Below are 21,185 nucleotides of genomic sequence, written 5' to 3'. Positions count from 1 at the left end.
GCGCGGTCTCAGGCGGTCGCGGCGTCGCCGACGCTCTCCCTCCCGGCGTCGATCCCGTCGGTCCGGTCCGCGAACGCCGCGCCGAACATCCGGAACACGGCGACCTGTCCGTAGAACTGGACGAACGGGACGAGCACCGACCCGACGACGGTCACGAGGAGCACGACGGAGACGACGAACACCCCGATCGCGACGAGAATCGGTGCCAGTACTGCGAGGAGGTAGTCGGCGCTGAAAAGCGTGGGTTTGAGCAGGTCGACGTCGAACGCCGCGCCCGCCCTGCCGCGGACCGCGTACGCCGTGAGGGCCGCCGGGACCGCGTAGTAGACGAACAGCAGCACCGGGAGAAACGCCAGCGCGAGCAGCGCGCCGGTCACCCCGATGAGCGCACCCAGATCGCCGCCGACGCCCGACCCGATCCCGGCGACGACGGTGACGAGGACCACGTAGAGGACGACCGGGACGACCGAGTACGCGAGCGCGATCAGCGCCCCGACGACGCCCTTCGCCAGCAGGTCGCCCCAGTCGTCGAACTCCGGCGGCTCGTCGTCCCCCGCGACGGTGCGCTCCAGCACCCGCACGAGATATCCGAACACGAGGAACGTCGGGATCACCAACACCGAGAGCAGCCCCAATACGCCGCCGACGACCATCCGCCCGACCCAGTCGCCGCGCACGGGATAGGAGAGTCCGTCTTCGATCATACGCCGTGATGACGGCGATCGGGTATATAACTCCCCGCCGTTCGCCGCGTCGCCGACTACTTGTCCGCGAGGGCCGACCGACTCCCATGGACAAAGAGGCTGTCCGCGAGGCGGTGTGGGACGCGTTCGACGAGGGCGATCAGGCGCGGTTCCCGTTCCCGCCGCACGACCGGATCCCGAACTTCGCCGGCGCGGACGCCGCGGCGACGCGGCTCGCGGAGACCGAGGCGTGGGAGTCGGCCGCGACGCTGAAGGCCAACCCCGACGCGCCGCAGCTGCCGGTCCGCCGGGCCGCGCTCCGCGCCGGGAAGACCGTCTACGTCGCGCAGCCGCGGCTCCGCGACCCGAACCCGTTCCTCCGCCTCGATCCGGCCGAGATCCCGCCCGACGAGATCGACGACGCGACGACCGTCTCCGGCATCTCCGAGTACGGGACGCCGACAGCGCCCGATGGCGTCGCGCGCGTCGACCTGATCGTCGTCGGCTCCGTCGGCGTCACGACGGGCGGCGCCCGGGTCGGCAAGGGCGAGGGGTACAGCGACCTGGAGTGGGCGGTGCTCCGCGAACTCGACGCCGTGGATGACGACACGACGGTCGCGACGACGGTTCACGAGCTCTCCGTCCTCGACGGACCAGAGTCGGCGGTCGGAGCCGATGTCGACCTCCAGGAGCCCGACGCTCACGACGTGCCGCTCGACCTCGTCGTCACACCGGAGCGAGCGCTCCGGACGGAGACGGCGTACGCGCGACCCGACGGCGTCGACTGGGACGCGCTCGACGCGGAGAAGCTGTCCGAGATACCGGTTCTCGCGGAACGGGCGCCGGAAGAAGGATAACGACCGCTGCGACCCTCGCCGCGGGAATCAGTCGGCGTGCTGCGGCGTCGGTGCTGATCGCGCCGACCGGTGGTCGGCGACGTGGCCGCACTTCGGACAGACGAGCGTCCGCTCGTCGCCGTCACTGACGACGAGCCACCCGTCCGACAGGGGGCTTTCGAAGCGACACTCCGGACAGAAGAGGACCGACTTCCCGCGGGAGGGCGGGGAACCGCTGGCGTCTGCGTTCATGTTCTACTGTACGGGTCCGAGGTATAAGGGCCTTGTTCGACCTGATCGTTCAGTATGATCGACTTTACCACGCCGATTTGTGACTCGCTTCCGAATATTCTAGGCCGTACGTTTACTAAATGAGGAAAATGTTGATCGGCATCGTTCACAATCGTTCCGCGGAGACCGGCGGGGGATCGGCGGGTCGCGTCCGGGAGTTTGGCGGGGGCTGTGCTCGCGCGAGGGCGCTCCCCTGCCCGCTCTGGGTCGACGCGCCGACCGCGCTTACCGCGCCAGCGGCATGTTGTAGCTCGTCTCCTCGTCCATCACGTACTCCCAGGTGGCCTCGCACTCGCAGGACACCTGCTCGAACACGCTCGGGTCCTGCCGCCTGTCGAAGTCCTTGATCGCGGTCTGGACGCGGTCGTCGCACTCGCCGCAGTTGTGCGCGCCGCGGTCGGAGCCGTGCCCCACGGGATCGGAGACGACGATGGCGTCGACGTCGGCGGTCTCCTCCAGTACGTGCGCGACCGACCAGAGCCACGGCGGCCGGTAGCCCCCCTCGAAGAACAGCTCGTCGACCATCGTGTACCGCTGGACGTTCGTCGGGTTCATCGAGACCGTGTGACAGCCGTCGACGGCCGCGCAGCGCCGGATCGAATTGATCATGTCGGCGGCGGCCTCGGGCTCCGCGAGGAAGGGCGGCTTCATCAGGAGGTACGCTTTGATCCCCACGTCGGCGGCGAACTCGCCGTCGGCCGCGGCCGCCTCGGCGCAGGCGTCCTCGAAGTCGGCGAAGTCGAAGTACTTGTTCACGCAGTCGTGACGGACGCGGTCGGTCGCCGTCTCCAGCCCGACCGCCACGTCGGTGGCGATCTCGTGGTCCGCGAAGTCGGCGATCTTCTCGCGGTCGACGAAGTCCGGCAGCGATTCGACGACGATCCGGTCGCGGTCCGCGAACGTCTCGGCGATCGCCCGCCGCGTCTCCGCGGGGACCTCGCGCTCGTCGAGGAAGGAGCCGGAGGTGTAGATCTTGATCAGCTCGGCCGGCTCGTCGGCCTCCTCGGCCTCGTGATCGAGGCACGCGTCGATCTGGGTCATGAGGTCCTCGTGCGCGACGCTGCCGCCCTCGACCGACTCCGCGACGTACCCGCACATCGTACAGCCCCCGGCGCGCGCCCACCGACAGCCGCCGGTGTTCAGGATGATCGTGAGGGAGTTCACGACGCCGTCGGGCGTGTTGTCCTCGTCGATCCAGACGCGGGTGGGCTCCGTCGGGTCGTACGTCTCCGAGCGCTCGGCGCGGATGTCGCGCATCACGGCGTTGTGCGCGTCCATCCCGCGCCCCTGCTCGTACGCGTCGGGGCTCGGCTGGCTCATTGTCGGTGGAAGCGGGCGAGCGCGTAAAGCGGTGTCGTCATCGCGGGAACGGCCGGCGCGTCGCTGCGGGTGTGATCGCGTCTGGCCCGCGGGGACACTCTTCCGCGCGCCCACCGCGGTCGAGTCCCTCGCCGACCCGTCTCAGAAGGGTTGTTTGTGAAAGATTCTCAAACATCGCGAATTGATAAATATATACTATTTCATAGAAAGATTTTATACACATCACTAAGTGAAATAATTCGATGTCACGGGACCGTGACTACGGACGGCGTGACGTGTTGCGAGCGGGTGGAATCGTACTCGGCGGGTCGCTCGTCTCGGGATCGGCGACGGCCGCCGACGGCGACGGCGCGACGACGCTCACAGTCCTGTCGTACAACGACATTCAGACGGCTGCGGCGGAGGACAAGAAGTTCCCGCGGCTGGTGACGCTCATCGAACAGCGCCGGGCGGCGGCCGACGGGCCCGTCGTCGTGGTCGGCGGCGGCGACGAGGTGGGGCCGCACGCGCTGAGCCCCGTCTCGCAGTGGCGCGCGCCGGTGGACGTGCTCAACGAGGTCGAGCCGGACGCCGACGTGATCGGGAACCACGAGTTCGACTACGGGCTCGACCCTATCTCGGACGTGACGGCCGACTCCGAGTTCCCGTGGCTCGCGACGAACCTCGTCGACAGCGAGACCGGCGAAGCGTTCGACGGAACGGAGTCCGTCCGAATCGTCGAGCGAGGCGGTGTCAAGGTCGGTCTGATCGGACTCGTCGACGAGGGCGCGACGTTCGGAAAGACGAACATCAAATTCAACGAAGAAGGATTGACCCTCGAAGAGTACACCGAAACCGGCCCCGCCGAAGCGAAGCGGCTCAAGGAGGACGAGGGCGTCGACGCCGTCGTCGCCCTCGCGCACACGGGCATCGGCGACGCGGAGGCGCTCGCCGAGGCCGACGCGGACGACGACATCGACGCGATCGTCGTCGGCGACGACGAGCAGTTCTATCCGCCCGAGGAGGTCGACGGATCGATCGTCTCCGAGGCTCGGGCCCGCGCCCGTTACCTCAGCGAAATCGAACTGACGATCGACGGCGGCGAGGTCACCGCGTTCGACGGGGAGCTGATCGAGGTCACCGACGACATCGAGAAGGACCCGACCGCGTCCGACATCATCAACGAGTACCGCGGAGAGGTGAGCCTGGACTCGGTGATCGTGGAGACGGAGACGCCGCTCGACGCCACGTTCGGCTCGAACTACCACCGCGAGACGAACTACGGAAACGTGGTCACCGACGCGATGCGCGAGCGCGTCGACGCCGACGTCGCGATCACGAACGCCGGCGGCATCCGCTCCGACTCGGTGTACGGGCCCGGCGAGATCACCGGCGGAGACATCTTCAACACGCTTCCGTTCCCGAACACCGTCGTCTCGCTTGAGCTCACTGGCGAGGAGCTCGTCGAGACTTTGGAGAGCCAGGTCGTCACGCTGGAGAGCGACACCGGGCAGAACTTCGGCGAAGAGATCTCTCAGCAGACCAGCGGCCTGCGCTTCGAGTGGGTCCCCCACAACGACGCCGACGAACCGATCCGCGACGTGTACGTCGACGGCGAGCCGCTCGACCCCGAGGAGACGTACGAAGTGGCCGTCAACAGCTTCATCGCAAACGGCGGGAGCAGCTACCCGCTCGACGACAAGCCCGTCGAGGACACCGGCGAACTCCAGGCGACGACGGTCGTGAACTACTTAGAGGAGAAAGATACCATCGCTCCGACCGTCGAGGGGCGGATGCAGCGCGTCGACCGCGACCTGCCCGACGCCGCCGTCACCGTCGACGGGAACGGCAAGGTGGTCTCTCAGTTCGACGCGCCCGACGACGTCCAGTCGGTCGCCGAGGACACCGTCGCCGTGTGGACGCCGGAAGGTGACCACGTCGACGCGGAGAAGGTCGTCTTCGACGAGGAGGACGAGACTCTCGTCGTCCGGGTCGACGACAGCAACTTGGCGGACACGATAGAGGACGCGGACGACGGCGACGAGGTCGCGCTCGACATCTACGCCGAGTACGAGTCTAGCGAGTACGACCACATCTACTTCGAACGCTCTCGGCTGAACGCGGACGTGTCGGCGACCGTGCGCCGCCGCGGTCGGGGCCTCGGCAGCGCCGGTCCGCCGGGACGCTGAACGCAGGCGGGTTTAGCGCTCGTCGTCGCGGTCGCCCGCCGTCTCCGGTCCGCGCCCCCAGGCGACCGCGATCGCCGCTCCGATGACCGCGCCGACCGCGTTGACCGCGGCGTCCCCCCACGCGAAGGAGCGCCACGGGATCGGCGCCTGGACGAGTTCGATGCCGAACCCGAACGCGACCGCGGCGGCGGCCGCGAGGAAGGGGTCGACCCGCCGTCTCCCCGTTGTCGGAACGAGGAGGCCGGCGAGGACCGCGTACCCGACTACGTGGAACGGATCGGTGAGTCCGATTTCGGCGGGGAGAGCGTCGAGGACGCCGCCGAGCGCGCTCTCGCCCCCGCCGGACGATCCGGGCACCGGGACCACCGACGCGACGAACACGGCGAGCGCGAACCCGAACGCCCTCGCTCGCTCACGCCTGATCGACCCTAAGCGGCGCCTGATCTCCCCCGGACGCCGAGCGGTCGCCTCTCCCCGTCTGCCTCGGTCGGTCACGGTCGTGCTTCGAGTCGCCGGCAATTATGGACTGCGTCTTCGCGATATTCGGCGCCCGACCCGTAAGACCGACCGAAACCGGTCGTTTACACTACGCCGCTACCGGACGCTGTGAATCTCTCACACCGCGCCGCAGTCTCCGGATATTCGCGCGGTGAACGCTCGGGCTACTGATAAACGTCGCACCTCCGAGGCGTTCACTTTTGTAACGCTTTACGGTTTCGTACGGAGGTCAACAACTAACACGCTGTGGTCCTTCTATAATGATAGAGCATTACATGACTGAAATGGGCGGCTACCGCGACCGTGTGGCACAGGTCGACCTCAGCGGCGGGGAGGTCAACTACCACGGGATCGACGACGAGGACGCGGAGAAGTACATCGGCGCGCGCGGACTCGGCGTTAAATACGTCTTCGACAAGGGGCCCGACGTGGACCCCCTGGGACCGGAGAACCGACTGGCGTTCATGACCGGACCGCTCACGGGTACCCAGACCGTGATGAGCGGTCGGATCGCCTTGGTGACGAAGTCCCCGCTGACGGGGACCGTCACCGACTCGCACCACGGCGGCTGGTCCGGCGCCCGGCTCAAGTGGGCCGGACTCGACGGCGTCCTCCTCGACGGAGAGAGCGACGAGCCGGTCTACCTGTTCGTCGAGGACGGCGACGTGGAGGTGCGCGACGCCTCCCACCTCTGGGGACAGGGCGTCCACGACACGATCGACCAGATCGGCGAGGAGGTCGACGGGAAGGTCGGCCGCGACGTCTCCGTGATGGCGATCGGGCAGGGCGGCGAGAACCAGGTCCGCTACGGCTGCGTCATCAACGAGGACGACCGCGCCTCGGGCCGCGGCGGCACCGGCGCCGTGATGGGCGCGAAGAACGTGAAGGCGGTCGTCGTGAAGTCGGGCACCAACATGCCGAAGCCCGCCGACCCCGAGACGTTCCAAGAGGGGTACCAGCAGGCGATGGAGGTCATCCGCGAGTCCGACGTGACCGCGCCCAACGAGGGCGGCCTCTCGATGTACGGGACGAACGTCCTGATGAACGCGACCGAGGAGATGGACGGCCTCCCGACGAAGAACGCGAAGTACACCTCGACCGAGGCGTACCACGACGCGGAGGGCGCGGACATCGAGGCGGAGCAGGTCTCCGGCGAGAACGTCCGCGAGAACATCCTCGTCGACGAACCGACGTGCCACTCCTGTCCCGTGGCGTGTAAGAAGGAAGTCGACGTCAACGTCACCCACAAGGGCCAGGAGATGAACGTCCGCACGGAGTCGTACGAGTACGAGTCCGCGTGGGCGCTCGGCCCGAACTCGGGCCACTCCGACCGCGACGAGATCGCCCGCATGTTGGAGCAGTGTAACGACCTCGGTCTCGACACCATCGAGGCCGGCAACATGATGGCGATGGCGATGGAGATGAGCGAGGAGGGCAAACTCGACGGCGTCGGCCACCTCGACTGGGGCGACTCGGAGACGATGATCGACCTCATCGAGGAGATCGGTCACCGCTCGTCCGACCTCGGCGACCTCCTCGCGGAGGGTCCCGAGCGCGTCGCCGACGCGAAGGACGCGCACGGCAACAAGCTCTCCGTGAAGGGCCAGACGATGGCCGCCTACGACCCGCGCTGTATGAAGGGGATGGCGATCGCGTACGCCACCTCGAACCGCGGCGCGTGCCACCTGCGCGGCTACACGCCGGCCGCCGAGATCCTCGGGATCCCGGAGAAGGTCGATCCGTACGAGTGGGAGGGGAAAGGCGAGCTCACCGCCACCTTCCAGGACCTCCACGCGGTGTCGGACTCGTTCGATATCTGTAAGTTCAGCGCGTTCGCTGAGGGGATCGAGGAGTACGTGCTCCAGTACAACGGTGTGACCGGCCAAGACCTCTCGGAGGACGAGCTGTTTGAGGCCGGCGAGCGCATCTACAACCTCGAGCGCTACTACAACAACCTCGCCGGCTTCGAAGGCGCGGACGACACGCTGCCGAACCGGTTCATCGAGGGCCACCCGGACGCCATCCCCGGCACGGGCGCCAGCGAGGGCGAACTCGTCGAACTCGACCAGCTGAAGGCCGAGTACTACGAGAGCCGCGGCTGGGTCGACGGCGTCGTCCCGGACGAGAAGCTCGCCGACCTCGGCATCGACGTCGGCCCCGGCACCGGCGTCTCCGCCGGCGACTCCGCGGCCCCCGCCGACGACTGAGCGGGAACGCGTCCCGAGCGAGGGCGAGAGCGCTCGCGCGTCGACGCCTCTCGCCGCTTCGTGTTTATTTTTAAGTGAGCTCCGCCGGAAGCTCCGCGTATGGCACACGACCCGCTCTCGCCCTCCGAGGCCTTCCGCACGCGCGTCGGCATCACGCTCGCCGCCGTGAGCCTGTTCGTGTTCGTCTACTCGCTGCTGATCCTCGGACAGATACTGCTCGGCGTCTGGACCGTCCTCGTCCTCACCGTGGGACCGTACCTCTCGTACCGGCTGTTCGCCGCGCTCGACTCGCTCGCCGACGCCGCCCAGCGGATCGCCGCCGCCCGCGAGCGCGAGGTCGACCGCGACGCCCGGTCCGGCCGCCCCGTCGACCGTGAGAGCCCGGACGGGAGCGAGCGCCGGTCGGAGCGCGCGACCGAGCGCGATCGCTGATGGCGGCCTCGCTCGTCTCTATCACTGCCCGCTCACGCGAACACGACGAACCGGAAGACCCACAGCGTTCCCATCCCGGTCGCGATGGTCGCGAACACGTTTTCGGTCCGCCACGCGACCGCGCCGGCGACGGCGCCCGCGATCAGCCGCTCGTCGAGGAAGGTCGCGGTGACGGACGGCCCGAGCGTCACCAAATCGGGGAGGACGAGCGCCGCGAGGACGGCCGGCGGGACGTACCGGAGCGGCCGCTGGAGGCACGTCGGGACGCCGTCGATCCGCCCGAACAGGTGGATGAAGGAGAGCCGGATCCCGTAGGTGATGACGCCGATGACCGCGATTGCGACCCAAGCGCGCGGGGAGGCGGCGAGGGCGCCGAGACCACTGCTCACGACACCCTCACCTCCGTCACGAGGCCGGCCGCGACCCCGCACAGCGCGCCGACGAGCAGGCCGAGGTTGAGCGGGAGCCCGGCCGCGACGACCGCGACCGCGCCGCCCGCGACGCCCGCGACGGTGGTCGGTCGGTCCTTCATCGCGGGGACGAGGAGCGCGAGGAAGACGAGCGGCACCGCGAAGGTGAGCCCCCACGCGTCGGGGACGCCCGCGCCGAGGACGACGCCGACGACCGTCCCGATCTGCCAGACGATCCACAGCGACGCGGCCGCGCCGAGGTAGTAGCGCCACCGGCTCCGGTCCGGGTTCTCATCGAACTCAGCGACCGAGAGGGCGTACGCCTGGTCGGTGAGGAGGTAGGCGAGCCCCGCGCGGAGCCGGCGACCGTAGTCGGCGAAGTGCGGCGCGATGGAGGCGGAGTACATCAGCATCCGGAGGTTGATCACGGCCGCCGTCCCGACGACGACGGCGAGGGGCGCGTTTTCGCCGAGCAGTTCGAGCGCCGCGAGCTGGGAGGCGCCGGCGAACACGATCACGGACATCCCGACCGCCTCGGCGAGACCGAGCCCGGCGTCGACCGCCGCGATCCCTGCGACGAGGGCGAACGGCGCGACGCCGAGCATGAGCGGCGAGACGTCGCGCACGCCGGCTAATAGGTCCTCGTCGAAGACGCCCCCGCCCACGGCTACTCCTCCCGCGGGTACGGCGGCTCGTCGTACTTCGCCGCGAGGTGGTCGGCGTGGTCCAGCTTCGCGTTCGCCTTCCGGAAGGCGCCGAGCAGCGAGTGGATCTCACGCTCGGTCGGGTGCGCGCGCCCGAGCAGCCGGCGCATCAACAGCGCGTTCTTCTCGCGGACGTGGTCGCGCTGCCCCGTCGCCGCGAGGAACTCGTCGAAGAACTCGTGGAAGCGCTCGAGGTCGGCCTCCGGAGCACGGGTCACCTCCGTGTCGGGCAGCTGCGTCTCCTCGACCGTGAGATCGCGAAGCTCGTACAAGAGGACCGTCGCGGCCTGCCCGAGGTTCAAGACGGGGTAGTCGTCGTCGGCCGGGATCGAGCACACCTCGTCGAGCCGCGAGAGCTCCTCGTTGTTGAGCCCCCGCCCCTCGCGGCCGAAGACGATCGCGGTGGGCGCGTCGACCGTCTTCAGCGACTCGCGCAGCTCGACCGGGGTCTTGAACGGGAACCGCTCGTGGCTACGGTCGTCCTCGCCGGTGATCGCGGTCGTGCCGACCGTGTGGTAGTTCGCGACGACCTCGTCGAATGTGACCTCGTCGGCGTTCGGAAGCACGTCCTCGCGGGCGTGTCCGGCGAAGCCGTACGCCTCGCCGTCCTCCGCGATCTCCGGCGGGTTCACGAGCTTGAGGTCCGTGAGCCCGAAGTTCTTCATCGCCCTCGCGATGGTGCCGACGTTGCCCGGCGTCTCGGGCTCGACGACGACGACCACGGGCTTCCGTCGACCGCTCGCGGGCGTTTCGACCGCGTCGACGTCAGACTCCTCGTCGCTCATCGGTCCGACGGGTAGTCGGTCGAGAGGTCGAGGTCGGACTCGGCGAGATCCTCTTCCGTCAGCTCCTCGTCCGAGCGCTCCTTGCCGGCGAGTTCGACGATGTCGATCCGCTCGCCCTGGAAGTCCTCTTCGAGCCGCTCCTGGACCTCCTGCTGATCGGGCAGGTCCGGGAGGCCGTCGGGGTCCTCGTCGACGTGCTCGACCGAGCCGTACCCCTCCGGCGCCTCGTTGCCGGCGGCGACCCACTCGTGGAACCGGTCGGCGAACTCGACGGACCCCTTGTACTCGCTGCCGCCCGCCTCGCGGAACCAGTAGAGCAGGTCGGGTTCGTGCTCGGCGCAGAGCAGCACTTCGCCCTCCGGTTCGCCGTACACGATCTCCGCCTGCCTACAGCGGTTGATCTCCTCGTCGCCGTGCTCGAGGTAACAGACATCGCAGGGCTCTTCGACGAGGGTGACGAGCCGCACGAGTCGCTCTCGCGGATCTTCGGGGATCTCGTCGAGGGGCTTCAGCTCCTCGTCGTCGGTGAATATCTCGTCCTCCTCGAAGCGCCACCCGCGGAGGCCGATGCTCACTTTCGCCATGTCTCACGCTACGCTCCGGCGGCGATAAAAGCGCGTCCTTCCCGGCACGAGGGGTCGCTACGCCGCGGCGAGGTCGAAGCGGCGGCCGCGAGCGAGAGTTAGACCGCGACGGGGAGTGGACGGAGAGTTCATACGGGTCGTGGGCGCACCGAGTGACATGCCCCTCCCCGGACCCGTGACGGCGCGACGCCGACGCCGCCGTTTATCACTCCGGCCCCCCTCGGCGCAGACATGAGACGGCGGCGACTCCTCGGGCTGGCCGCGGCCGCTACGACGGGCGCCGCGGCGGGCTGTCTCGGGGGCGACGACGCGACGAGTGACGGCGGCGATTCGACCGACGGCGACGCGGGTGGCGGGCCGGACGGCGCGAACGGCGGAGCCGACGACGCAGACTGGCCGACCGGAACGTACGCCGACTACGAGACGACGACCGTGACCGTCGAAGGTCCGGACGGGGGAGCTCGGGGGTCGGTGACGGCGGCAATCGCGGACACCCGTGACAAACGAATCCTCGGCCTCAGCGGCGCCGAGTCGCTGCCCAACGGGGGCGGGATGTTATTCGTACACGACTCGCCCGGCCCCCTGACGTACGTGATGCGCGAAATGGACTTCGGCATCGACATCGTCTATGTCGACGGCGACCGAGAGATCACCTCGATCCACAACGCGCCCGAACCGGGACCGAACGAGGACGGTGAAGATCAACGGTATTCCGGCTCCGGGCAGTACGTGCTGGAGGTCCCCTACGAGTGGACCGACCGCCACGAGGTCGCGGTCGGCGACTCGGTGCGGTTTAATCTATAAATGGGGTTCGGAGGCGTGTGCGATCAGTTATAACCAGCCGATCGTGGCCCTGCGACGAACACCTCCAAACCCCCAGTCGCGAGGGGGCGCACGCTCGCTGTGTTCCTCGGTCGCTCACTCCGTTCGCTCCCTGCGGTGCTTGCGTCGCCTGCGCCCCCTCGCGACTGCCCCTTCGAGTCCCACCCGACCGCGACCGCACCTCACGCCTCCCCAGCCTCGTCGCTCACGCCTTTCGGGCGTTCGCGACTCCCTCGCGCGTGCCCCTCGCGGCCTCCGCTTCGCTCCGGCCGCTCGGTCGCACGCACCACCGTCCGCCGACCATTTATAAGCGATTGCGAGGGCAGTTCTCCGGCGAGCGCCTCGGGTACTCGCCCCGTTTATGTCGCTCGCGCCCGTGGTGATCGTATGCGAAACGTGGACGCCGCGGGGCTCGGGATCGGCGACGACCATCCGCCCCGGATCATGGGCGTGCTCAACGTCTCAGAGGAGTCGCCGTACGACCCCAGCGTGTACGACGACCCCGGCGAGGCCGCCGCGTACGTCGACGAGGAACTGATCGGCGAGGGCGCCGACATCGTGGACGTGGGGCTTGAGTCGGCGAACAAGGACCTCGACGTGCTCTCGGCCGAACAGGAACTCGACCGCCTCGACACCGCGGTCGAGACCCTCGAATCGACCTCCGGCGACGCCGTCTGGTCGATCGAGACGCGCTACCACGAGGTCGCGGACGAGGCGCTCTCGCGCGGGTTCGACATGGTCAACGACATCTGCGGGTTCGCCGACCCCGAGATGCCCCACGTCTGTCGCGAACACGACGTGGCGGTGTCGAAGATGGCCTCGCCGCCGGACCTCGAACGCCCGGGCGCGGTCGAGGACGTCGACGACATCTACGAGGCGCTCTCGATGAACGGCCTCACCGACAAGACGATCCTCGACCCCGCGTTCGGCGGCTGGTCCGAGGCCAAGACCCACGAGGACGACCGCGAGACGTTCCACCGGCTCCGGGAGTTCCGGGGGTACGGCCGCCCGCTGCTCGTCTCGATCAACCGCAAGAGCTTCCTCAAGACCATCGCGGGCCGCAGCACCGAGGAGGCGCTGCCGGTCTCGCTCGCCGCCACGTCGATGGCGGTCGAGCGCGGCGCGCACGTGATCCGCACCCACGACGTGGCCGAGACGCGCGACGCGGCGCTCGTCGGCGCCGAGTTCGCCCGCGACCGACACGACTCTCGCGGCGACTCCGACGCGGTCGGAGTCGAGGAGCTCGACGTGACGACGGTCCGCGAGGCCGAGCGTCACCTCGACCGGATCGGCGCGCCGGAGGCCGCTCGGGGCGACCGCGGCGCCGCCGACACCGCCGTCGTTCGTACCTACAAACTCACCGGGCTCGACGACCCCGCCGTCGGTGCCCTCCGCGCCGCGACCGTCGGCGACGACGCGACCGGCGCGACGTTCGCGCTGGGCGATCCGAACCGGGCGGCCGCGGCGACCCCGTCCGCGACCGACGGCGGCACCGGCGGGGCGTCGTCAGGCGGTGACGACCCCGCTGACGGCCGCCGCGGGCTCCTGATCGCGACGCCCGCGGCGCTCGACTCGGTTAGAGAGGCGGTATCCGGCGCTTCACGGGCGCTTGACGCCGCGATCGACGGTATCGACCGACACGTGAGTTAAGAGAAAGTTTATGCCCTCGTGTAGACAACCGATCGACCGGACGCCGGAGGGGCACGCGGGTAGGGGTACTCTGTGCCACTCCGGCCCATACCATATCTCGCCCGCTGAGCGGCGGCGCCGATCGACGGGCGCCCAGTCGCGCGTCCCGAGGGGGGCCCGCACGTGAACTTCGCGACCTTCGAGCCCGTCTACGAGGCGATCCTCGCCGACTTCGGGTTCGACCGGGCCGACGACGAGCGCGTCCGCGATACTGCCGCCGACCTCGCGACTCCGTTCTCGCTCGGCCGCCTCGGTGACTGGGCGGACGAGACGGTCGCCGTCGCGGGCGCGGCCCCCTGTCTCGCCGACGAGGTCGAACTCGCCCGCGACGCCGATGTCGTCGTCGCGGCCTCGACCGCGGCGGACGCGCTCGCTGACCGCGGCGTCGCGGTCGACTGTATGGTGACAGACCTCGACAAGAACCCGGAGACGGCCGCGGAACTGACGCGCGATGGCGTCCCAGTCGCCGCGCACGCCCACGGCGACAACCTCCCGGCGGTCCGCGAGTGGCTCCCGCGCTTCGCCGACGAGTGGACGCTGGCGACGACGCAGGCGGCGCCCGTCGGGCCGCTCCGCAACCCCGGCGGGTTCACCGACGGCGACCGCGCGGCGTTCCTCGCCGACCACCTCGGGGCCGGCAAACTGGTCTTTCCGGGGTGGGAGTTCGACGACCCCACGGTCGACCCGATGAAGGCGCGGAAGCTCGACTGGGCGGCCAGACTGCTTCGCTGGCTCGAACGCCGCCGCGACGAGCGGTTCGCGGTGCTCGACGGGCGGCGTGCGGACGCCGACGCGGCGCTCCGAGAGATACTCGGCGAGGCGTTCGCCCGAGACGCGGCCGACCAGTAGCCCGCGTCAGTCCGACCGCTCCACGCGCGGCTCAGGGAACAGCTCGCTTTCGTCGCGCTCGCCGATCCACTTGGCCAGCTGGACGAGCTGGTCGGCGGCCGCCTCGAACAGGCGCTCGGCCTTCTCCGGCGTCACGTCGGTCGGGTCGCCGAACGCGCCGTTCGCTGAGTTGTCGACCGCGTCGTAGAAGGTTCGCGCGCCGTGGACGGTCGTCTCGGCGCTTTCGAGGTCGACGAGCCCGCCGTCGCGCGCGTCCTCGATCCGGTCCTCGCGGACGAGGTCGGGCGCGAGGTGGGTGACCATCGCCGTCTCCTTGGGGCCCGCGTGGGGGCCGTTGCGCTCGAAGAGGTCGTCGACCAGCTCCGGGATCGACTCGTCCCACATCCACTCGACAGCGTAGGCGACCTCATCCTCGTGGAGCCGGCGGCCGACCTCTCGGAGGTGCTGGACGTTGCCGCCGTGGGCGTTCACGAACACCACGCGGTCGATCCCGTGGTACGCGAGGTTCCGGGCGAACGACTCGACGTAGTCGCGGAACTCCGGCGGGTCGACCCACATTGTCCCCGGGAACTGGCGGTGGTGGGGACTAACGCCGACGTTGATCGTCGGCGTCCGGAACGCGTCGGATCGGTCCGCGGCCGCCGTCGCCAGCCCCTCGGCGATCAGGTGGTCGGTCCCGAGCGGAAGGTGCGGGCCGTGCTGTTCGGTCGAGCCGAGCGGGACGAGCGCGACGGAGCCGGGAGCCAGCGCGTCGCCGAGCTCCGGCCAGGTGCGGTCCGCGAGGTACATATCACCGCCTCGCGCGCGACACGTATCAACCCCGCTCTCTCGGTCCGGTTCGCCGCGATCGGGACCGGCGAGCGTCCGCGACGCGCCGTTGCTTCGACCCGTGTCGACACCCTTTTTGTGTCGTCCGGCCGAACCGGTGACCATGTTCGGAGGCGGCGGCATGAACCCGCGGAAGATGAAACAGATGATGAAACAGATGGGGATCGACGTCGAGGAGCTCGACGCCGAGCGGGTCGTCATCGAGACGGCCGACGGCGACGACCTCGTCTTCGACGGCGCGCAGGTCACCAAGATGGACGCCCAAGGGCAGGAGACGTACCAGATCGTCGGGTCGCCCGACGCGGTGGCCGACGCGGGCGGCGCGGCCGCAGTCGAGGGCGGTGCGGACGCGAGCGTGATCGAAGCCGAGGACGCGGCCGACGAAGACGATGGCATTCCGGAGGAGGACGTCCGGCTGGTCGCCGAGCAGGCTGGCGTCTCGAAGGACGACGCCCGCGAGGCGCTGGAGGCGGCCAACGGCGAGCCCGCGCGGGCGATCTCGGACCTCCAGTGACGGACGCCGCGTACCTGCTCGTCCACGCGGACCGCGAGTACCTACTGGAGCCGGGCGAGGAGTTCGGCACCGACCTCGGCGTGATCGAGGTCCCCGAGGACGTCTCGGCCGGCGACAAGGTCGAGACGCACCTCGGCACCGTCTTCGAGGTCCGCGCGCTCCGCGGCCCGGACCTGTTCAACCACCTCGAACGCACCGGCGCGCCGATGATGCCCCGCGACGTGGGCCTCGTGATGGGGCATACCGGCGCGTCCGGCGGCGACCGCATCCTCGACGCCGGCACCGGGACCGGGATCCTCGCCGCGTACCTGGGGCGCGCTGGCGCCGACGTGACCACCTACGAGATCGACCCCGAGTTCGCCGACGTCGCTCGCGAGAACATGGCGACGGCGGGCGTCTCCGACCGCGTCGACGTCCGGACCGGCGACCTCACCGACGAGCTGGACGCGCTCGCCGACGGCGAGCCGTTCGACGCCCTGACGCTCGACACCGGCGACGCTCCCGCGGTCGTCGAGCACGCGGACGACCTGCTCGCGCCCGGCGGCCGCCTCGCCGTCTACTCGCCGTTCGTCGAGGGGACCCGCGAGGCGGCGCTCGCGGCCCGTGAGGCCGGCTTCACCGAGGTCGAGACGTTAGAGACGATCCAGCGCGAGATGGACTTCTCCGACCGCGGCTCGCGCCCCTCCACCGCGGGCGTGGGCCACACGGGCTACCTCGTGTTCGCCCGGGCCCCCTGACCCAGCCGCCGACACCTCTCTCCTCCCGACCCCGGTCGGCGCAACGCTCTTTCGGATCGCGACGGTCGAAACGGTGTGGGCGCGGACGACGCTGAACCCGAGACCGACGCAGCCGCCGGAAGCGACGGGTCCGGGTCGTCACGCACCCCCGAGGACGCCGGAAGCGACGGGTCCGCCTCGGTAGGTGCTCCTGCCGCTGCCGACCCCGACTGCGTCGGCGACGCGACGGAGGTCGCTGACGCCCTTCCGCGTCCCGACGACCCCCTGACCGAGTCGGTCGAGGCCGCGTTGGCGGGGCGTTCCGGGGTCGTCGCGGTCGGCGTCCCGCTCCGACTCCTCCCGGCGGTGCTCGCGGCCCGCAAGCGATCGCCGGGACCGCTGTGGCGGGTCGCGTGTCGGCCCGGCGTCGTCGACGCGCTCGCTCGCGCGCCGGTCCTCGGCACCGCGGTCGCCGAGGCGGTCGAACGCGACGAAATACGAGTCCGGACCGGCGACCCGCTCGGGCACGGGACGGGCGGGACGCTCTTCGCGACCCCGGAGCGCGCCGACGCCGTGGTCGGTCCCCGCGGGGACCGCTCGCTCGCGACGACGGCGGCCGGTGCCCGTCCGGAGGCGGTCGGCGCCGCGCGCGCGACCGCTGCGGCGCGGTTCGACGCCGCGACGGTCGAGCCGGTCGAGATGCCTTCTCGGCGGCGACTGCTCGCGGTGGCGCGGGAGATCCTCGACGACCGCTTCGCCGACGACCTCGCGACCGTGCTGGAGTCGCTTCCGCCGGGCGAGTTCGGCCGCGCGACGGAGCCGTCGGACCGGTCGCTCCTCGTCGCGCTCGCGGCCCGACACGACCACCTCTTCCGCGACCTCCGGGCGTGGGCCGGCGCCGACGGCATCGGGATCGCCCCGGCACAGGAGTTCACCGGCGACCGGCAGGCCCTCGTTGAGCGGGAGCTGATCGAGTCGATCAAGGTGCCGGCGGGACCGGGGCGGCCGATGCTCCGCCTCCGCGCGGTCGACGACGCCCTGTTGCGCGCCCGCGCCGAGGAAGTGCCGAGCGTCCTCGAAGGGCGGTTCGATCTGCCGACCGACGCGGACGGGCGGACCCGACACGACGCCGGCCGCGGCGAACGCCGGCCGGTCTGGGAGCGGAAGCGTCGGTGAGTGCGGGCCCGCGACTCGCCGTCGGAGGCGGCCCGTCGATCCGACGTGACAAGAACTAACTCGCGGCGGCGCCCTCAGAACGGTATGACGACGTTCTCCGACAGGGTCGAACGGATCTCGATAAGCGGGATCCGCGAGGTGTTCGAGGCGGCCGGCGACGACGCGATCAACCTCGGGCTCGGACAGCCCGACTTCCCGACGCCGCCCCACGCCCGCCAAGCCGCCGTCGACGCGATCGAGTCCGGAAAGGCGGACGCGTACACCGAGAACAAGGGGACCCCCGCGCTGCGGGAGGCGATCGCCGAGAAGCACCGCGCCGATCAGGGGATCGACCTCGACCCCGACAACGTCATCGCGACCGCGGGCGGCAGCGAGGCGCTCCACGTCGCCTTGGAGGCGCACGTCGACGCCGGCGACGAGGTGCTGATCCCGGACCCCGGGTTCGTCTCCTACGACGCGCTGACGAAGCTGGCCGGCGGCGAACCCGTCCCCGTGCCGCTCCGCGACGACCTCACGATCGACCCGGCCGCGGTCGAGGCGGCGATCACCGAGGACACCGCGGCGTTCGTCGTCAACTCTCCAGGGAATCCGACCGGGGCGGTCTCCTCCGAGGAAGACGTCCGGGAGTTCGCGCGCATCGCCGACGAGCACGACGTGCTCTGTCTCTCCGACGAGGTGTACGAGTACACCGTCTTCGACGGCGAACATCACTCGCCGATCGAGTTCGCCGAGACGGACAACGTCGTCGTCGTCAACTCGGCCTCGAAGCTGTTCTCGATGACCGGCTGGCGGCTCGGCTGGGTGTACGGCGCCGAGGGGCGCGTCGAGCGCATGCTGCGCGTCCACCAGTACGCGCAGGCGTGCGCCTCGGCGCCGGCGCAGTACGCCGCCGAGGCCGCGCTGCGGGGCGACCGCGGCGTGGTCGACGAGATGACGGCGTCCTTCGAGCGCCGCCGCGACATCGTCTTGGAGGGGTTCGCGGAGATCGGCCTCGACTGTCCCACCCCGAAGGGGGCCTTCTACGCGATGCCGCGGGTGCCCGAGGGATTCGTCGACGAGTGTCTCGACCGCGGCGTGGTCGTCGTCCCCGGCGAGGCGTTCGGGGAGAACGGCGCCGGTCACGCGCGGGTCTCGTACGCGACCGACGAGAGCGACCTGCGCGAGGCGCTCGACGTGATGGCGGAAGCGTACGAGGCGGCCCGCTGAGGCGACGGCGAAGCGCCTCGGCCGATCAGTTCTCCCCGTCGTTCACGATCCGGAGGTACCGCTCGTAGTACTCGTCGCCGTGCCGGATCATCGCTTCTTCGGTCTCGCGGACGCCGGCGTCCTTGCGAACGTTCCCGTCGAGGTAGTGGCGCGCGTCGATCGCGCGGAGCAGTTCGGCGTACGCGTCGGAGTACGGGTGCGTCTCGCCGTACTCCTCTGCCTCGGCCCGATCGACGATCCGTCCGGCCTCCGCGGAGAGTTCGTCCCGCTCGAGCCTCGGACCGACGAGCGCCGCCCGGAGGATCGACTCCATTCGCTCGGGGCTCTCGGCGACCGCCTCGGCGGTCGGCCGGTGGACGGCCTCGTGAAACCGCTCCCGTTCGATTTCGACCCGGTAGGTGGTGTCTCGGTAGGTCACGTAGTCGGGACCGTCGTCGTCGAGCAGCGCGCTCTCCGCGCGCGAAGCTTCGGCCCGATACGCGTAGCCGCCGCGCTCGACCAGTCCGACGGGATAGCCGCCCACGCCACCGCGGGCCCGCGCGGCAAAGTGCGCGATGTGGACGGCCCGCTGGTCGGCCTCCGGGAGATCCCCGTCTTCGCCGCCGTCGCCGGCTGACGCTCCGTCGCTCTCGGCCTCGAAGAGCCGGAGAACCGGGTAGGTCTCGGCGACCTCGTCGACGATCACCGACCCGAGCCGGTAGTAGGTCCCCTCGAAGCGGACGTACGCGGGGTCGTCCGGCTCCGCGAAGAACGGCTTCCGGTGTCGGATCGTGTACGGCTCGCCCGCCAGCGCGGCGTCGAGCGCCGCCCCGTCCCACCGCTCGGGCGGGGCGTCGGGGTCGCGAACGTACCGGTCGCGCAGCGAGCCCTCGACCCGCGAGAGCGAGAGCCGCAGTTCCGGCCCGTCGTCTGACTCGTCGTCGCTATCGGTCCCGAGACAGCCGGCGGCGGCGCCGATGCCGCCCGCGAGCGCACCGGCGAGCAGTCGACGGCGGGAGGGCGCGAGTTCGTCCATACGGGGCAGTCGCACTCGCCGCGGCAAAGTCCTTGCCGAAACTCAAGCGCCCGCTTGTGTCACCCGGCGCGACGCGGACCGGGCCGGGGCCGCCGAAGCCGCCTATAAATAACTACAGGTTATTCACTGCCGGTGGAGAGTTTCCGCAAGTTATAGTGCCGACGGCGCAGTATCGGTGCGTAATGGACCGGAACATACAGGTCAGCCGCCTCGACCGGCAGGCGGTCGAGGACCAGGAGGTCGAAATCGTCGAGCGAAAGGGGATCGGTCACCCAGACTCGATCTGCGACGGCGTCGCGGAGTCGGTCTCGCGGGCGCTCTCGCAGCTCTACTTGGACCGCGTCGGCAAGGTGCTCCACTACAACACCGACGAGACGCAGCTGGTCGCCGGCCGCGCGGCCCCCGCGTTCGGCGGCGGCGAGGTCGTCGAGCCCGTCTACATCCTCATCGTCGGCCGCGCCACGAAGGAGTACGACGGCGAGCAGCTCCCGGTCGACTCGACCGCGCTCGCGGCCGCCCGCGACTACCTCGCCGAGGCGATCCCTGAGCTCGAGTACGGCACCGACGTGGTCGTCGACGTGAAGCTCGGCGAGGGTTCCGGTGACCTCCAGGACGTGTTCGGCGAGGAGACGCAGGAGGTTCCGATAGCCAACGACACCTCCTTCGGCGTCGGCCACGCGCCGCTCACCGAGACGGAGACGATCGTCCGCGAGGCCGAGCGCGCGCTCAACACGACCTACCACGACGACCACCCCGAGCTCGGCCCCGACGTGAAGATCATGGGTAAACGCGAGGGCGACCGGATCGACATCACCGTCGCCGCCGCGATGGTCGACGCCTACGTCGACGGGCTCGACGAGTACGACGACGCGGTCGCGTCCGTCCGCGAGTACGTCGACGACCTCGCCCGCGAGTACACCGACCGCGAGGTCAACGTCGACGTGAACACGGCCGACGACTACGACGAGGGCTCCGTCTACCTGACTGTCACCGGCACTTCCGCCGAGCAGGGCGACGACGGCTCCGTCGGGCGCGGCAACCGCGCCAACGGCCTCATCACCCCGAACCGCCCGATGTCGATGGAGGCGACCTCTGGGAAGAACCCCGTTAACCACATCGGGAAGATCTACAACCTGCTCTCCACCCGCGTCGCCGAGTCCGTCACCGAGGAGGTCGACGGGATCCGCGACCTCCAGGTCAGGCTCCTCTCGCAGATCGGCCGGCCGATCGACGAGCCGCACGTCGCGGACGCGCAGATCGTCACCGAGGACGGCGTCACGCTGAGCGACATCGAGGCCGACGTCGTCGACATCGTCGACCGCGAGCTGGCCGACGTGACGGACGTGACCCGCAGCGTCATCGAGGGCGACGTCTCGACGTTCTGAGCCGGGCGCCGCCGGTCGCGATCTCTCCCCTACACCGCCCGCCGACCGCGACCACCCCGCCCTCCAC

22 protein-coding genes are annotated in these 21,185 nt (G+C 70.0%); 12 read left to right on the top strand and 10 right to left on the bottom strand.

Annotation, left to right across the window (positions count from 1 at the left end):
- Positions 1-8: 8 nt before the first annotated feature.
- Positions 9-704, bottom strand: coding sequence for a DUF4013 domain-containing protein (locus EXE47_RS09175; RefSeq protein ID WP_137691087.1), 696 nt, complete (start codon positions 702-704; stop codon positions 9-11).
- A gap of 86 nt (positions 705-790) precedes the next feature.
- On the opposite strand from EXE47_RS09175, the gene EXE47_RS09170 reads away from it, so the two are divergent.
- Positions 791-1,540 carry a 5-formyltetrahydrofolate cyclo-ligase gene (locus tag EXE47_RS09170; RefSeq protein WP_137708207.1) on the top strand — a complete coding sequence of 250 codons (750 nt, stop codon included), beginning with the start codon at positions 791-793 and terminating at the stop codon, positions 1,538-1,540.
- Between the two features lie 27 nt (positions 1,541-1,567).
- Here the strand turns inward: EXE47_RS09170 and EXE47_RS09165 are convergent, their stop codons facing one another.
- Both EXE47_RS09165 and EXE47_RS09160 read right to left on the bottom strand, forming a co-directional pair.
- Positions 1,568-1,771: a hypothetical protein gene (locus tag EXE47_RS09165; RefSeq protein ID WP_086215585.1), complete on the bottom strand. Its 204-nt coding sequence runs from the start codon at positions 1,769-1,771 to the stop codon at positions 1,568-1,570.
- Between the two features lie 264 nt (positions 1,772-2,035).
- Positions 2,036-3,130, bottom strand: coding sequence for an archaeosine biosynthesis radical SAM protein RaSEA (locus tag EXE47_RS09160; RefSeq protein ID WP_089307568.1), 1,095 nt, complete (start codon positions 3,128-3,130; stop codon positions 2,036-2,038).
- 275 nt (positions 3,131-3,405) lie between these two features.
- Between EXE47_RS09160 and EXE47_RS09155 the strand changes: the two genes are divergently transcribed.
- Positions 3,406-5,298 carry a bifunctional UDP-sugar hydrolase/5'-nucleotidase gene (locus tag EXE47_RS09155; protein WP_089308078.1) on the top strand — a complete coding sequence of 631 codons (1,893 nt, stop codon included), beginning with the start codon at positions 3,406-3,408 and terminating at the stop codon, positions 5,296-5,298.
- 12 nt (positions 5,299-5,310) lie between these two features.
- Here the strand turns inward: EXE47_RS09155 and EXE47_RS09150 are convergent, their stop codons facing one another.
- Positions 5,311-5,793 (bottom strand): VanZ family protein, encoded by a 483-nt coding sequence (locus tag EXE47_RS09150; RefSeq protein WP_394348128.1) that lies wholly within the window; start codon positions 5,791-5,793, stop codon positions 5,311-5,313.
- A 278-nt stretch (positions 5,794-6,071) separates the two neighbouring features.
- On the opposite strand from EXE47_RS09150, the gene EXE47_RS09145 reads away from it, so the two are divergent.
- Together EXE47_RS09145 and EXE47_RS09140 are read left to right on the top strand one after the other, a co-directional pair.
- A complete protein-coding gene (locus EXE47_RS09145) occupies positions 6,072-8,003 on the top strand; it encodes an aldehyde ferredoxin oxidoreductase family protein (protein ID WP_049929384.1) in 1,932 nt (643 codons plus the stop codon).
- Positions 8,004-8,102: 99 nt separating this feature from the next.
- Entirely contained in the window at positions 8,103-8,435 is a 333-nt protein-coding gene (locus EXE47_RS09140; protein WP_137708206.1) for a hypothetical protein, read from the top strand.
- 32 nt (positions 8,436-8,467) lie between these two features.
- Here the strand turns inward: EXE47_RS09140 and EXE47_RS09135 are convergent, their stop codons facing one another.
- The 4 genes from EXE47_RS09135 to EXE47_RS09120 are packed head-to-tail and all read right to left on the bottom strand — an operon-like array spanning position 8,468 to position 10,918.
- Positions 8,468-8,824 (bottom strand): AzlD domain-containing protein, encoded by a 357-nt coding sequence (locus EXE47_RS09135; RefSeq protein ID WP_137708205.1) that lies wholly within the window; start codon positions 8,822-8,824, stop codon positions 8,468-8,470.
- Complete coding sequence (locus EXE47_RS09130; RefSeq protein ID WP_049929387.1) at positions 8,821-9,510, bottom strand: AzlC family ABC transporter permease; 690 nt, start codon at positions 9,508-9,510, stop codon at positions 8,821-8,823. Before EXE47_RS09130 ends, EXE47_RS09135 begins: the two co-directional genes overlap by 4 nt.
- A 2-nt stretch (positions 9,511-9,512) precedes the next feature.
- On the bottom strand, positions 9,513-10,334 hold the full coding sequence (locus tag EXE47_RS09125) for an RNA methyltransferase (protein WP_086215588.1): 822 nt from the start codon (positions 10,332-10,334) through the stop codon (positions 9,513-9,515).
- Complete coding sequence (locus EXE47_RS09120; protein WP_137708204.1) at positions 10,331-10,918, bottom strand: hypothetical protein; 588 nt, start codon at positions 10,916-10,918, stop codon at positions 10,331-10,333. The genes EXE47_RS09125 and EXE47_RS09120 overlap by 4 nt, the downstream gene beginning before the upstream one ends.
- 231 nt (positions 10,919-11,149) lie before the next feature.
- Between EXE47_RS09120 and EXE47_RS09115 the strand changes: the two genes are divergently transcribed.
- From EXE47_RS09115 to EXE47_RS09105, 3 genes are all read left to right on the top strand, one after another.
- Complete coding sequence (locus tag EXE47_RS09115) at positions 11,150-11,722, top strand: DUF192 domain-containing protein (protein ID WP_049929391.1); 573 nt, start codon at positions 11,150-11,152, stop codon at positions 11,720-11,722.
- A gap of 405 nt (positions 11,723-12,127) precedes the next feature.
- A complete protein-coding gene (gene folP / locus EXE47_RS09110) occupies positions 12,128-13,390 on the top strand; it encodes a dihydropteroate synthase (protein ID WP_199237881.1) in 1,263 nt (420 codons plus the stop codon).
- 162 nt (positions 13,391-13,552) lie between these two features.
- Positions 13,553-14,278: a 6-hydroxymethylpterin diphosphokinase MptE-like protein gene (locus EXE47_RS09105; RefSeq protein ID WP_137708203.1), complete on the top strand. Its 726-nt coding sequence runs from the start codon at positions 13,553-13,555 to the stop codon at positions 14,276-14,278.
- 6 nt (positions 14,279-14,284) lie between these two features.
- On the opposite strand, the gene EXE47_RS09100 is transcribed toward EXE47_RS09105, so the two are convergent.
- A complete protein-coding gene (locus tag EXE47_RS09100; protein ID WP_137708202.1) occupies positions 14,285-15,067 on the bottom strand; it encodes a creatininase family protein in 783 nt (260 codons plus the stop codon).
- Positions 15,068-15,209: 142 nt separating this feature from the next.
- Here EXE47_RS09100 and EXE47_RS09095 point away from each other — a divergent pair, with 142 nt between their 5' ends.
- The 4 genes from EXE47_RS09095 to EXE47_RS09080 all read left to right on the top strand — a co-directional run bounded on the left by EXE47_RS09095 (position 15,210) and on the right by EXE47_RS09080 (position 18,718).
- Entirely contained in the window at positions 15,210-15,620 is a 411-nt protein-coding gene (locus EXE47_RS09095) for a nascent polypeptide-associated complex protein (RefSeq protein ID WP_137708201.1), read from the top strand.
- Positions 15,617-16,357: a tRNA (adenine-N1)-methyltransferase gene (locus EXE47_RS09090; protein WP_137708200.1), complete on the top strand. Its 741-nt coding sequence runs from the start codon at positions 15,617-15,619 to the stop codon at positions 16,355-16,357. The genes EXE47_RS09095 and EXE47_RS09090 overlap by 4 nt, the downstream gene beginning before the upstream one ends.
- 75 nt (positions 16,358-16,432) lie before the next feature.
- Entirely contained in the window at positions 16,433-17,512 is a 1,080-nt protein-coding gene (locus EXE47_RS09085) for a DUF5821 family protein (RefSeq protein ID WP_137708199.1), read from the top strand.
- Positions 17,513-17,596: 84 nt separating this feature from the next.
- Positions 17,597-18,718, top strand: a complete 1,122-nt coding sequence (locus EXE47_RS09080) for a pyridoxal phosphate-dependent aminotransferase (RefSeq protein WP_049929396.1) — start codon at positions 17,597-17,599, stop codon at positions 18,716-18,718.
- Positions 18,719-18,743: 25 nt separating this feature from the next.
- Here EXE47_RS09080 and EXE47_RS09075 read toward each other — a convergent pair whose 3' ends face one another.
- Positions 18,744-19,733, bottom strand: coding sequence for a hypothetical protein (locus EXE47_RS09075; RefSeq protein WP_137708198.1), 990 nt, complete (start codon positions 19,731-19,733; stop codon positions 18,744-18,746).
- Between the two features lie 182 nt (positions 19,734-19,915).
- On the opposite strand from EXE47_RS09075, the gene EXE47_RS09070 reads away from it, so the two are divergent.
- The gene (locus EXE47_RS09070) at positions 19,916-21,118 is read left to right on the top strand and encodes a methionine adenosyltransferase (protein WP_137708197.1); all 1,203 of its coding nucleotides are present in this window, start codon (positions 19,916-19,918) and stop codon (positions 21,116-21,118) included.
- Positions 21,119-21,185: the final 67 nt, after the last annotated feature.

Source organism: Halorubrum sp. GN12_10-3_MGM (assembly GCF_005435235.1).
GTDB lineage: Archaea > Halobacteriota > Halobacteria > Halobacteriales > Haloferacaceae > Halorubrum > Halorubrum ezzemoulense.
This window is presented reverse-complemented; position numbering and strand designations above follow the sequence as displayed.

Coding starts and splice junctions, on each gene's coding strand:
- EXE47_RS09175 (WP_137691087.1), bottom strand. CDS start 704: ATGATCGAAGACGGACTCTCCTATCCCGTGCGCGGCGACTGGGTCGGG.
- EXE47_RS09170 (WP_137708207.1), top strand. CDS start 791: ATGGACAAAGAGGCTGTCCGCGAGGCGGTGTGGGACGCGTTCGACGAG.
- EXE47_RS09165 (WP_086215585.1), bottom strand. CDS start 1,771: ATGAACGCAGACGCCAGCGGTTCCCCGCCCTCCCGCGGGAAGTCGGTC.
- EXE47_RS09160 (WP_089307568.1), bottom strand. CDS start 3,130: ATGAGCCAGCCGAGCCCCGACGCGTACGAGCAGGGGCGCGGGATGGAC.
- EXE47_RS09145 (WP_049929384.1), top strand. CDS start 6,072: ATGACTGAAATGGGCGGCTACCGCGACCGTGTGGCACAGGTCGACCTC.
- EXE47_RS09140 (WP_137708206.1), top strand. CDS start 8,103: ATGGCACACGACCCGCTCTCGCCCTCCGAGGCCTTCCGCACGCGCGTC.
- EXE47_RS09125 (WP_086215588.1), bottom strand. CDS start 10,334: ATGAGCGACGAGGAGTCTGACGTCGACGCGGTCGAAACGCCCGCGAGC.
- EXE47_RS09120 (WP_137708204.1), bottom strand. CDS start 10,918: ATGGCGAAAGTGAGCATCGGCCTCCGCGGGTGGCGCTTCGAGGAGGAC.
- EXE47_RS09115 (WP_049929391.1), top strand. CDS start 11,150: ATGAGACGGCGGCGACTCCTCGGGCTGGCCGCGGCCGCTACGACGGGC.
- folP (WP_199237881.1), top strand. CDS start 12,128: ATGCGAAACGTGGACGCCGCGGGGCTCGGGATCGGCGACGACCATCCG.
- EXE47_RS09100 (WP_137708202.1), bottom strand. CDS start 15,067: ATGTACCTCGCGGACCGCACCTGGCCGGAGCTCGGCGACGCGCTGGCT.
- EXE47_RS09095 (WP_137708201.1), top strand. CDS start 15,210: ATGTTCGGAGGCGGCGGCATGAACCCGCGGAAGATGAAACAGATGATG.
- EXE47_RS09080 (WP_049929396.1), top strand. CDS start 17,597: ATGACGACGTTCTCCGACAGGGTCGAACGGATCTCGATAAGCGGGATC.
- EXE47_RS09075 (WP_137708198.1), bottom strand. CDS start 19,733: ATGGACGAACTCGCGCCCTCCCGCCGTCGACTGCTCGCCGGTGCGCTC.
- EXE47_RS09070 (WP_137708197.1), top strand. CDS start 19,916: ATGGACCGGAACATACAGGTCAGCCGCCTCGACCGGCAGGCGGTCGAG.